Source organism: Paenactinomyces guangxiensis (assembly GCF_016055185.1).
Taxonomy (GTDB): Bacteria; Bacillota; Bacilli; order Thermoactinomycetales; family Thermoactinomycetaceae; genus Paenactinomyces; species Paenactinomyces guangxiensis.
The window spans coordinates 34,344-46,675 of the sequence record NZ_JAECVR010000005.1 but is presented as its reverse complement, the minus strand read 5'-3'; the positions used below and the strand labels follow the sequence as shown (position 1 = coordinate 46,675).

Here is a 12,332-nt window from a genome sequence, read left to right as displayed (position 1 = left end):
CTTCAGGTTGAACTACTTGTTCTTATCTGTATACAAACGTAATAGCTTTTCAGTTGAAGGAAATGCGAGCTTATCCCAAGGAATTTCATCAAAATAGAAAAAACAACCCTTTTTGCTTTCGATATTGACGATCACTTCTTCATTATCGGCAATCGCTTCGTAGGTCAATTGAATAAGTCCATCTTTGGGAGAGGAGAATGTACTAATAATTTCATAAACTTCTACAGAAAGACCTGTTTCTTCTTTTACCTCATTTTTTATTGTTTCAAAAAGATCATGTCCACGTTCAACATGTCCTCCTGGAAAAGCCCATAATCCTTTCCCGGGCTCTTCATCTCTTTGGAGAAGTAATACTTTGTTTTTTTGTCTATTTAGAACCACTGCCACTACTACCAGCTTTGGATCTAAGTAGAAGACAAATTGGCAATGATGACAAAGTAGTTGAGGTTGGTTGGGAATATGCAAGTCCTCTAATGAAAAATGATGCCCGCATCGAGGACAAAATTTTAAGTCCTCTTTTTTATATCTCCACTGATATTTAAAGTAAAGCTCTTTGTTCATTGTTAAATCTCCTTAGTAATGGATTCATTATTCCAAATTGAAAAAAACTTATTCTTAACTTGTTCGTATAATGTATGTTTGCCGTTAATCTTGTGTAGGGATAGCTGCTAAGGAAAAGCCATTCACACAAAAAATTTCACATACCCGACAAGTCCACAGAGTAAAAGTATTACAAACAGCAAAAGCCGGCCAATGTGAATTGCGACCAGCTTTTGTTCTCTTCTTTAACCGACTATGAGTTGTTCGCTCAGCTAATAAGATTCTCTTGTCTTTTGGATCTTACTTAGGTGAAATAATGAGCATCTAGCTCTTTTAGACCGTTCTTATCCTCCTCATTATCAAGCATATGGCGGAAATCTTTTACGGCCTGAACATCACTATAACCCGCTGCTTCAATCGTGTTTAATAGTCGATAGGCGCGGCTCTTCGCATGAGGAGATTTCAACAATTTGGCCTTCCGGTAGAATTCCTGGCCTGCCTGTACACACTTGTCGACCTGACCTAACATTAGATATGCTCTCGCCCAATCTAGCGGAATCCACGCATCCAACCAGATATTGGCTTCCAAGGCGATCTGGCTTTTGATTTCTTCTTGCATGGCCAGGGTTTCCTCTGGCTCTCCAATCTCCAGATAGCCATAGCTCTTTTCTGCCAGAACACCACTTAAAGAGTGGAACACAAAATCTGTTCCATCACCATAATAATAATTTTCGATACTTCTTGCAGTGCGTAATGCGGCTTCTATGGCTCTCTTAAACTTCACCTTCTGTCCAGCACTAGCATATGCTCTAGCGAGGTAGGCGTTGGTTACGACCATGACATGTTTCGACGCTCTGAATGATTCATCTCTGGCCAGCTCGAGGTAATCAATCGCCTCCTCTTGTTTTCCCATTCGCTCTAGTTCCGTACCTATATTAAGATAACTCATAGCGAGAGTAGCCGTATGATCAATTGCTTTCGCAATTTCATGCATCCTGCGAAATTTGTTTAGTGCCTCCTCGTATCGCTGATTTTCTACGTCAATTACAGCATTGAGTCGCAGTACTTGGGCGTAAAGCATTTGAAAGCGCTTGTCCAGACGTACAGGGGGCGGTGTATTCGCTTGTAAATAATCAAAAAGCCGATTCAGATCATTGACAGCCTCTTCAACATATGGCAAAGACATAACACGACGAAGATTCCATGTCCTCTTTATCAAACCCTCCGCTGTGTTTAATGTCTCATCATACATAAAAGTTTCGCGAAAGTTACTCGGATTAAATGGGTCGTAATCAGAAAGTCCCATTTTCCAGAGTGGAATTTGTAAAATTTTACACAAACGTCGAAGCGTTTGGGGATCGGTGATATTCTTTATGCCGCGTTCCACATCAGAAACGTAATTCACACTAACGCCGGTTCCACCGCCTGCTTGGGGCCACTTCTCTGCTAACTGTGCCTGTGTCATATTTAACTTTTCCCTAGCTTCACGAATAGTTACCCCATAATGGTATTTCATGTCTTTATAACCTCACAATCACGAATACTTATCCCATAATTTTATTTTCTACCTTTACAGCCTCACAATCAACCTATTGGTATGAATATTCTATCCTGTATTGCCAAAAATTCAAACTTTTGGGTTTGTTCTAATTTGTCCTGATCTCAATCACAATTTTACTAGGATTATCGTGTATATTCCTTCTTGTTCAAGTAGTCGCTATTCGTTGTGGGGAATTAATATGTAGACAAGCAGTAAAAACAGAATATGGACTTGGATGGATCACACCTAATGCCCGATTTCTTACGGGTATGGCGCATGGAGTAGCTGGTTACGCTTTGTCGCTTCTACACTTACATCAAATCACTGGGAAATAATATTTTCGGAATGTAGCGTTAGAAGCTATTCAATATGAGAGAAGCGCGTTCAATAAGGACAGAGGAAATTGGGTTACTTCCAAGGAAAATAGAAAACAGTCTTTTGATGTTCAGTGGTGTTCAGGGGCGCCGGGGATCGGAATGGCCCGTCTATTATCTCTCAATTTTGACAATGAACCTTTGTTTAGTGAAGAAGTTCGTATTGCTGTTGATACAACAATAAAAGAAGGATTTGGAAGAAACCATTCTTTATGTCATGGGGATTTGGGTAATTTAGATTTTTTAATAATGGCAAAGGCGAATGACCATCAAATAGAGTTAGAAAGAATGATTACAACAATTTATGATGGCTTATTGAGATCAGGAAGGCTTTGCGGTAATCCTTTAAATTGAAACACCTGACTTAATGACTGGCATTTCAGGAATTGGCTATGGCTTAATGAGAGCATATGCGCCCACTAAAGTTCCATCTGTACTTGGATTGGAGTTCTTTAAACCGGAAGGTAAGGAGTAGGAATATTGGAGAAGAAGGCAAATGGATTTCGTACATTTATCATCCTATGGATTACTCAAGGGTTTTCAGCTTTAGGGAGCGCGCTTAGCTATTTTACCTTTGTGTTCTGGTTAACTCAAAATGTTTATCCCCACTCTTCACAAAAAGCGGAGCTGATTTATGCGTTGACGGTCCTTAGCTTAGTTAATATTCTTCCTGTATTTTAATATCTCCGTTTGCGGGGATTTGGGTGGATCGGATTAAGCGAAAAACCATCATGTTGTTAGCTGACTTTACCCAGGGATTTGTTATGTTAATCATTTTCTTTTTGTTGTTGGGTGAGGATTTGAATGTTCCTTTTTTGTTTTTTCTATTGGTGTGTTTGTCTGTAATAAGTACTTTTCATTCACTGGCGTTTGATACCTCTTATATTATGTTAGTTCCAGAGGAATATTTACCAAGGGCCAATGCGATGATGAATACCATGTGGACTTTAACGGGTGTAATAGCTCCTGTCTTGGCAGCCACTCTATTTTCTGTGAACTTATTTGGAGCCGGGACAGGGATGGTTTCAGCTATTGGCGTGGATGCCGTGACCTTTTTCTTGAGCGGATTAAGTATATTATTTTTGAAAATCCCTTCCCCGATCAGGGAAGAAAAAGGTAAATCAAAGGATAAGACCTCTTTTAGAAGTGATATGAAGTTGGGCTTTCGTTATTTGTTCAAGCATCCACCATTTCTTTTGTTAATTGTACTGGGGTTCATTGAAACCATTGTTTACTCCGTAGATTTATTATTGCCAGTAATCACAAAGGAAACATTGTTCAATGATTGGTCCGGTAAAGGATGGAGTTATCCGTTTGCTTATTCGTTTTTAGATACGATGGGATTTATTGGGGCGACTCTTGCGGGCATTTTGATGAGTTGGTGGGGAGGATTAAAGAAAAATAGGATTTATGGCGTTTTAGTTCCTCTATTGGTAAGCGGAGTAATGATCATGTTATTTGGCTTTTCGACTTCCATTTACTTGAGTGCTGCTTTCCTCTTTATGAGAATGTTTACTTCTAGTATTGTTGGTAGTCATCAAGCGACCATTTGGCAAAGTAATGTTCCGGCAGTGATTCAAGGAAGGGTATTTGGGGTTAGGAAATTTGTTTCTTCCATTGCTCCACCACTGGGAACAACACTCATCGGGTTATGGGGAGCAAAGATAAATTCTGGTGTCGTTTTTATTGTGCTGGGAGCTGTACTGGCATTTGTCGCTTTTATTAGCTTGTTTAACAAGCGATTGTTGTCTATAGATAAGTAGGATGGCTAAACAACAGACCTTCTAACAATTCTTCACGAACTGTGTTTTCATTGGTTTCTTGTCATAAAATGGTTGATTAATTTGGGATTATTGTTGATGGTTGTTCTTGATTTACGCTTTTTGTCAATCTTGAAAACCGCCGTGCGTGTGAACGTACCGTGATTTCGAATCCCACCCTCTCCGCCACACCAGTACAAAACGCAATTCACCGCTTTGTAACGGTAAGTGCGTTTTGTACGGTTGAATCAATGTGTTCATGTTTTCACCCTTATATTTTTTATCCATATATTTATTTGAATATTCATAAAAGATATAATATTAGTTGGAGCTGACAGACAGGAGGTGGTTTTATGTTTCGAGCCATCCGATTCTGTTGCTTTGATCCCGGCTGCGAGGGAAGCTGTAAAGAAACAAAAGACGGCGTCGTTTATTGTCCGGAGTGCGGTCATGAAGACTACTCTAAGATGAAATAACTTTGGTGCTTAATAAACTTTCTGCGAGCCTTGATACCTTTTGAAGCTGTTCCATATCCTTATAAGGAACAGGCGGCAGGTATTGAGGCTCTTCGTGTTGTATGATCTTTACCAAAAGCAACTGGTCATATTTGTATGTATTCCAAAGCCAAAAAACATTTTCCTCTATGTCCTCCACATGGCTGACACAGTCAATACCGTTGAAATAATGTAGACTCACCCTTGTCTGAGGGGAGTTTTTGTAACAATAGTATTCAATGGCTTTGGGGGGATATCCCAGCGCTTCTCCTTTTAAACGGTGAAGGTCCTCTGCTGTCTTTATTTGGTATAAACGGTCACAGAAGGCTTTTTTCTGTTGATGGGAGCGAAAGAACATGTACCATCCATCGCTCATAGGTTGATAAGGATAGACAGATAGTTCATCGGTCATTTTGCTTAGACAAGCAGGTTTCAGACCACGTAAAAAACCCTCTATAGGAGTAAGACGGTTTTTCATTAATTTTTTCATTAAATACCCCCTCTGCAAACAGATACTAAGTTATCTTCAACAGTTAGAGAAACAATTCCTGTAAGTAGAACAAAAAAGCGAGGGCGGCAGGAAACCCCAACCAAGCCCTCTAAAAAATTTAAATCATTCACCCATCAACTGAGGATGGCCGCCTTTGCCAGCGTGTTTAGGCTTTTTGTCGTTTAAAAGGTACCTTTCGCCTCGTTCGACCGCACCTAAGCGGCTGCTAACGATTCCCATCTGCCGGGATCACCCTGGGATAAGCGGCCGTGTCCTTTTCGTTTGCCGCCTGTTTTGTTGTGTATCGGATGTTGTTAAAGACAGCCGTTGAGTTCCATACATTCAAGCCAAAGTGTCCGCTGATGAAGGATTTATCTCTGGTGTGAACGACAAGATCACCATTTAGATAAACCTTTATATTTTTACCATTTGTCTCTACCTTTAATTGATAATCCGTATTGGGTTTTAAGTCTAAGTTTCCATTGTCATTATACACAGCAAGTTCGGTTGGTTTTCCATCAGCAAACTTGATTAATTTCACAACATTATTTAATACATCCACATTTGCAACATAGGCATTGCTCCCAGTGGCATCTGAACGGAATACAAGTGCTCCTGCCCCAACCGGGTTATCAACCGTGTCCTTGTTTGGGTCGTCCGGATGGGAGTCGGTATCAAGCACTTTGATATCGGCTTGGTAGGTAAAGTCGTTTCCAGTGTTCTTTGCTATGGTAAATGCATCTCCAGTGCTTTGCCCCTGCCTGCCGGCAATGGTATCTCCCCAGGAACCGTTGATTGTTGTCCAGCCAGTCAGTTGGGATTTGACCGGGCTTTTGCCCCAAATCGACTTCAGCGGATAAATTTCAAGCGATTTTAGGGTTGCTTCACCGCCTTTACTGTAAAGCTCCAGACCGTCGCTTGATGAAAGGGGGAAAATCTGATCGGTAATGACACTTTCTCCATCACCCCCAAATACCTCAACGGCGGAACGGTCCAGGAAAATGTGCATTTTAACGGTTTTGTGCGATGAACGTAACGGTGCTTCATGTTTTCCTTTTACATTGCTTCCAAAGTTAAAGTTGCCGGAATTTATACGGTCAACAAACAGTTTTTGCTCAGCTAAGTCATATCCGATGACTGTTTGTTCATCCGTGTCCCCGTGTTTTCCTTTTCGGACTTTAACCCCGAATTCGGTAGCTGTTGCTTTGGAAACATCAAATTCGGCGATGATTTCAAATGTGTCGCCCGTTAAATTGGGCAGAAAGCTGCTGTCTTTGGAAAGCACAACATCTTCGTGCTTTATTTTTTCTTTATGATCTCTAATCTTCTTCAATGAAACAGGTGTTTGTTTTAAGCGCAGCCCATCTGCCGTTTCAGTGAGCTCTAATTTTCTGGGTAATGACATGGAACTTCTCCAGGGACTTGTTGGCGTATTGTTAGCATAACTCCAGTTGCTCATCCATCCGAGCCAGAATTTTTCTCCGTTTTCACCTTCAAGATTGCTCCATTCAACCCCTGCATAGAAGTCTGCACCGTAGTCGGCCCACAAAACAGTTTGAGGGGTGTTGTCGCTTTTAAAGGTTTTACCGTCAAATTGGCCGACAAAATACTGCATACCAGATCCGCCAGCCACTGCGCCATCATTAATACTGACAAGCAACACCCATTTCTTTTTGTTTGGATCTCCGTCAACAGGCAATTGGATTAATGAAGGACATTCCCAAATTCCACCATAAATTCCATAAGTGGATGGTACCCATTCGCCAACTACCGCACTGAAATCTTTGATGGTTCCGCTCGGGCTGATTGGATCGTCTTCCTTCGGCTCTCCATTTGAACTGTTTTCAACCTTCACATTTCGGAAAACGGCTGTAGAATTACGGGCCACCAAACCAAATTGTCCGTTGATGAATGAAGAGTCTGTTTCATGAATAACCAATTTGTCATCCAGGAAGACTTTCAGATTTTCGTAGTCAGTCACCACTTTTAAATGGTAGGTTTGACCGGCTTCCAGTTTGGCAGATGAGGCAGCCATTTCATGTAATTTACCATCTGCCATTTTGCTTAAGCTGACTGTGTTCTTTTCAGCATCGACTGTTGTGAGATATGCATTTCTGACTTCTTGATCAGAACGGAAAACAAGTCCTCCTGCTCCTTTATGCCCGTTCTTTTCAACAAGGGTGATATCAGCTTCATAGATAAAGGAACTGCCTTTTTGCTTTGATAAAGCATAAGAGTAAGAACCAGGGATACCGTTTCCTTGAATTCCGCCGTCAGGACCGAAATCACTTGCATGTTTCCAATTTTTCAAGTCATGTGAAGTGTAAAACATGACTTTGTTTCTTGCTGCCAGCGCCATGACCCATTGTTTTGTTTCTTCATGCCAGAATACTTTCGGATCGCGCCAATCATTAATCGGCGGGTTTGGCATAACCGGATTGCCCTCATACTTTTTCCATGTTCTTCCCTTATCAAGGCTGTATGCAATGCTTTGGACTTGCTTTGGTCCATCTGCATGAGTAAAAATGGCCACCATGGCTTCTTTTCCAAAACCTGCTGTGTTGTTCCAGTCAATCACAGCGCTTCCTGAGAAAATCCATCCGTTTTCATCAGGGGACAAAGCGATTGGGGGATGTTTCCAGTGAACGAGATCAGTACTTACCGCATGCCCCCAGTGCATAGGTCCCCAGGTTTTTCCATATGGGTAATATTGATAGAACAAGTGGTATTCACCATCGTAGTAGACCATTCCATTCGGATCATTCATCCAGTTTGCTTCAGGAGAAAAATGGAATTGGTTTCGGTAAACTTCATTGTAATATCCTGAATCCTCAGCAAAAACAACTGAATTTACAGAAAAAATTATTGTTAAAGCAAGCACCAGAGCAACCAGCATTTTTTGTTTACTCACCATTTTCCCCACACCACTTTCTTAAATATTCTTGGTGAACCATATGAAGGTTTGATTTGAACGACTGGTAAGAATCAATATAAACGCCGGGAAAAGAATGGATAAAATTCGCGCAGACTTTCTCACAGGAACTATCCTGAACCGTACTTTTTTGCAAGCGCTTACTATTTAAAGTAAACGAATTGAATCGTTCACCTCTTTTCTATTAGAGTTGCGACCCCTGTTTGATCGATTTTGATTGTTTGTAGATGTTATCGATTTTATATGATTATATTTGAAATATAACAAAATATCAACACTATTTAAAATAATAGTTCGCGGGGGATTGAGTTACATATTTCCATTCATTTTTCATTCGATTTGTTTTGGATAACTATCATTTGCTTTTTTCCGGGGAGTCCTCAGTGTCTTCGAGATCTTATCTATTTTGCCTAAAAATAAACATAATTGAATGTAGTTGAATGTAATTGGATGAAAAGAAAAGAAAATGATTGATTTTATGAAAGGGTTTTCGTTATGATAATAACAACGAAGCGAGGTGACCAACCATCCTTACGCCACAGAGACATCAACTGATTTTGAATCTGTTAAAGCAGCAGGGAGTCGTAAAGTTGCAGGATCTCGTCAGTGTTACAGAATCATCGGAATCCACCATCCGGCGGGATCTGGTTGAATTGGAAAAGCAAAATTTATTAAAGCGTGTACATGGCGGAGCCGCCTTGCTACAGGGTAAAGGAACAGAGCCGACCATTGTTGAAAAATCAGCCAAAAACCTTCAGGAAAAGAGACAGATCGCTGCCTTTGCCGCCTCATTGGTAGGCAAAGGGGATTGCATTTACCTCGATGCAGGCAGCACGACGATTGAAATGATTCCTCATTTGACCGGCAAACAGGTCACTGTAGTCACCAATGGAGTCAATCATTTAGAAATTCTGCTTAGAAACGATATGAAAGCCTATGTGCTCGGTGGAATGATGAAAGCTTCAACCCGGGCGATCATTGGCAATGTAGCATTGGAAAATATCCGCCGTTTTCGCTTTGATCACTGTTTTTTGGGTGTCAATGGCATTCACGCTGAGTTGGGATATACCACTCCTGACCCGGAAGAAGCATTCTTAAAACAAGCCGCATTGCAGTTATCCGGCCAATCTTATGTTTTGGCAGATCACAGCAAGTTTGGGGAAATCTCTTTTGCTAAGATTGCGGACCTTGAGGAAGCAACCATCCTTACAGATGAGATGCCCGAAGATACAAGAGAGTTTTATGAAAAACAGACATCAGTTTTAGAGGTAGTTAAACCATGATCTATACAGTAACGCTAAATCCTTCCGTTGATTTGATCATCGAAGTAGAAGACTTTCAGCCGGAAAAATTAAACCGTACAAGACGGGAACAAAAATTTCCCGGCGGAAAAGGCATCAACGTTTCCCGCATTTTACACCGCATAGGAGTTGAAACAACCGCTCTGGGATTTATCGGGGGATTCACTGGTGCTTTCATCCGGGATGCACTTATTCGTGAAGGAATCAATATCGACTTCGTTGATGTTGAAGAAGATTCCCGCATTAATATCAAACTGAAATCGCCGACCGGTGAAGAAACTGAAATCAACGGAATGGGCCCCGTCATTACCGACCCGCATTTGGAGAGGTTTTTATCCAAACTTGATGCCATAGACAGAGAGGACATGATTGTATTTGCCGGCAGCATTCCCCGTTCGCTTCCCGGCAACCTGTATGAAGAGTTGACGAAAAGGTGGAGCGAACGCGAAATCCGTGTGGTTGTCGACGCAACCGGAAACGCGCTTCTTAATGTAATAAAGCACAAGCCTTTTTTAATCAAGCCCAACCATCACGAGCTGGGGGAACTATTTGGTGTTACCCTGAAGTCGGTGAATGAAATCATTCCGTATGGCCGCAAACTGGTCGAAATGGGAGCTCAACACGTGATTGTCTCGATGGCGGAGAACGGTGCCCTGTTCATCACCGACGAAGGAACCTATTTATCCAATGTCCCCAAAGGACAAGTTGTCAACTCCGTAGGTGCGGGTGATTCGCTGGTCGCTGGTTTCCTCGGCACCTATGCCCGAACCGGAGATCTCCTGGAAGCTTTTCGATTTGGGGTGGCCACCGGAAGCGCCACTGCCTTCTCGCAAGATCTGTGTACCAAAGAGCAGATCGAACAGTTATATCCCCGGATTGAGATTCAAAAACTTTAAGGAGGTGCCCCATGAAAATTACAGAGCTTTTGCGGAAAGAGACCGTAATCATGAACCTGCAAGCGACAACCAAGGATTCGGTTATGGATGAACTCATCGATAAACTGGATGAAGCCGGCTGTTTAAACAACCGGAAAGAATTTAAAGAAGCCATTTTAAAACGGGAAACTCAGGGCAGTACAGGGATCGGGGAAGGGATCGCCATTCCCCATGCCAAAACGAAAGCGGTTAAAAAAGCGGCAATTTGTTTTGGAAAAAGCGCCGGGGGTATTAATTATGAATCGCTGGATGGCCAACCCGCCCGCTTATTTTTCATGATCGCCGCCCCGGAAGGAGCGATTGATGCACATCTAGAAACATTGTCGCGCCTGTCGACGCTGCTCATGGACAATGATTTCAGACAAAAGCTGTTGGAGGCGGAGACGGCTGATGAAGTGATCACCCTCATAAATAGCAAAGAAAATGAAAACGAATATAAGTCTGAAAAGAGCGAGGAATCGGGAGAACGGCTTATCCTTGCCGTTACCGCCTGCCCGACCGGGATTGCTCACACGTATATGGCCGCTGATGCGCTAAAAGCCAAAGCAAGTGAAATGGGCATCCCCATCAAAGTGGAAACCAACGGCTCCACCGGTGTGAAAAATGTCTTAACCAAAGAGGAGATTGATAAAGCTACAGCCATTATCGTCGCTGCGGATAAACAAGTGGAGATGAACCGCTTTATAGGGAAACATGTTATCCAGGCTTCTGTTTCAGAAGGGATTCGCAAACCAGGCAAATTGATTGAACGCGCCTTAAAACAAGATGCCCCCGTTTTCCAGGGAGAAGGAGAAAATCCGACAGTTGACAGCAGTGAAAAAAGGACCGGTTTTTACAGGCATTTGATGAACGGGGTCAGCCATATGCTGCCCTTTGTGGTCGGCGGTGGTATTTTAATTGCGATCGCCTTTCTTTTTGGCGGGATTGAAGCCAAAGGACCGATTGCTGAAACCTTGATGAAAATCGGCGGCGGCGAAGGTGCTTTCCATTTTCTCGTTCCGATTCTGGCCGGATTTATTGCCAGCAGTATTGCCGACCGACCCGGATTCGCTCCCGGTGCCGTGGGCGGTTTCCTGGCAGCCAGTGCAGGCGCCGGTTTTCTGGGCGGACTCATTGCCGGTTTCCTGGCCGGTTATATTATGGTGGGTTTAAAGAAAGCTTTGGCTTTTCTTCCTGACCAGTTGGAAGGAATCAAGCCGGTTCTCTTGTATCCGCTGTTTGGCATCCTGATTACCGGCGTTCTCATGATCACCGTCATCAATGGGCCTGCAGTCGCACTCAATCAATCGTTAACCTCCTGGCTAAATGATTTAAGCGGTGCCAATGCGATCGTTCTCGGTCTAATCCTGGGCGGAATGATGGCGGTCGACATGGGCGGCCCGATTAACAAAGCGGCATTTACCTTTGGCATCGCTGCCATTGAAGCAGGTAACCTGGGTCCCCACGCCGCTGTCATGGCTGGCGGAATGGTTCCTCCGCTCGGCATCGCTCTGGCCACCACTTTCTTCAAAAACAAATTCACTGATGCCGAACGCAAATCAGGTATAACCAACTATGTGATGGGTGCTTCCTTCATTACTGAGGGTGCCATTCCTTTTGCAGCCGCTGACCCTGTTCGGGTTCTTACCAGTTGCATCGCCGGTTCCGCCGTAGCCGGTGCTTTGGCCATGATGTTCGGTATTACTCTCCCTGCACCCCATGGCGGCATTTTTGTCATTCCGCTGGTCAATCGACCGCTGTTATACGTTCTCGCTATTTTGATTGGCTCTGCGGTTACAGCCATCATACTGAGCATTTGGAAAAGAAGAGTAGAGTAAAAACGGCATGTCCCAGTATGGCAAAAGTCCTCACACGGTACTGGCCTGGCGGCTATCGTCAGCGTGCTGACTACAGCCGGCCGAGTTGGGAACCCCCCTATGCAGTTAAGCAGGGTGTTCACTTCAAAATAAACATAGACCAGGGAACT

Annotated in this window: 10 protein-coding genes and 2 pseudogenes; 7 read left to right on the top strand and 5 right to left on the bottom strand. The window is 43.0% G+C overall.

Going from position 1 to position 12,332, the window contains the following annotated elements; all coding sequences use genetic code 11:
- Positions 1–12: 12 nt before the first annotated feature.
- Entirely contained in the window at positions 13–561 is a 549-nt protein-coding gene (locus I8U27_RS06775) for an NUDIX hydrolase (RefSeq protein ID WP_181751368.1), read from the bottom strand.
- 283 nt (positions 562–844) lie between these two features.
- Positions 845–2,056: a helix-turn-helix domain-containing protein gene (locus I8U27_RS06770; protein ID WP_181751369.1), complete on the bottom strand. Its 1,212-nt coding sequence runs from the start codon at positions 2,054–2,056 to the stop codon at positions 845–847.
- A gap of 380 nt (positions 2,057–2,436) precedes the next feature.
- Here I8U27_RS06770 and I8U27_RS06765 point away from each other — a divergent pair.
- The 4 genes and pseudogenes from I8U27_RS06765 to I8U27_RS20945 form a co-directional block, all read left to right on the top strand.
- Positions 2,437–2,808 (top strand): annotated as a pseudogene (locus I8U27_RS06765) (lanthionine synthetase LanC family protein); the annotation flags it as partial.
- A gap of 126 nt (positions 2,809–2,934) precedes the next feature.
- Entirely contained in the window at positions 2,935–3,135 is a 201-nt protein-coding gene (locus I8U27_RS06760; RefSeq protein ID WP_181751370.1) for a hypothetical protein, read from the top strand.
- A 23-nt stretch (positions 3,136–3,158) separates the two neighbouring features.
- A complete protein-coding gene (locus tag I8U27_RS06755) occupies positions 3,159–4,217 on the top strand; it encodes an MFS transporter (protein ID WP_181751371.1) in 1,059 nt (352 codons plus the stop codon).
- A gap of 350 nt (positions 4,218–4,567) precedes the next feature.
- Positions 4,568–4,690: a hypothetical protein gene (locus I8U27_RS20945; protein ID WP_258567754.1), complete on the top strand. Its 123-nt coding sequence runs from the start codon at positions 4,568–4,570 to the stop codon at positions 4,688–4,690.
- Here the strand turns inward: I8U27_RS20945 and I8U27_RS06750 are convergent.
- The 3 genes and pseudogenes from I8U27_RS06750 to I8U27_RS21280 all read right to left on the bottom strand — a co-directional run.
- The gene (locus I8U27_RS06750) at positions 4,677–5,198 is read right to left on the bottom strand and encodes a hypothetical protein (protein ID WP_181751372.1); all 522 of its coding nucleotides are present in this window, start codon (positions 5,196–5,198) and stop codon (positions 4,677–4,679) included. The genes I8U27_RS20945 and I8U27_RS06750 overlap by 14 nt on opposite strands.
- 226 nt (positions 5,199–5,424) lie before the next feature.
- A complete protein-coding gene (locus I8U27_RS21285; RefSeq protein WP_374057916.1) occupies positions 5,425–6,531 on the bottom strand; it encodes a GH32 C-terminal domain-containing protein in 1,107 nt (368 codons plus the stop codon).
- An 18-nt stretch (positions 6,532–6,549) separates the two neighbouring features.
- Positions 6,550–8,094 (bottom strand): annotated as a pseudogene (locus I8U27_RS21280) (family 16 glycoside hydrolase); the annotation flags it as partial.
- A gap of 563 nt (positions 8,095–8,657) precedes the next feature.
- Between I8U27_RS21280 and I8U27_RS06740 the strand changes: the two are divergent.
- Genes I8U27_RS06740 through I8U27_RS06730 form a run of 3 tightly spaced genes read left to right on the top strand, consistent with a single transcriptional unit; the run spans position 8,658 to position 12,183 of the window.
- A complete protein-coding gene (locus I8U27_RS06740) occupies positions 8,658–9,413 on the top strand; it encodes a DeoR/GlpR family DNA-binding transcription regulator (protein WP_181751419.1) in 756 nt (251 codons plus the stop codon).
- Positions 9,410–10,327, top strand: coding sequence for a 1-phosphofructokinase (gene pfkB / locus I8U27_RS06735; RefSeq protein WP_181751374.1), 918 nt, complete (start codon positions 9,410–9,412; stop codon positions 10,325–10,327). The genes I8U27_RS06740 and pfkB overlap by 4 nt, the downstream gene beginning before the upstream one ends.
- A gap of 11 nt (positions 10,328–10,338) precedes the next feature.
- Complete coding sequence (locus I8U27_RS06730; RefSeq protein ID WP_181751375.1) at positions 10,339–12,183, top strand: PTS fructose transporter subunit IIABC; 1,845 nt, start codon at positions 10,339–10,341, stop codon at positions 12,181–12,183.
- Positions 12,184–12,332 lie beyond the last annotated feature (149 nt).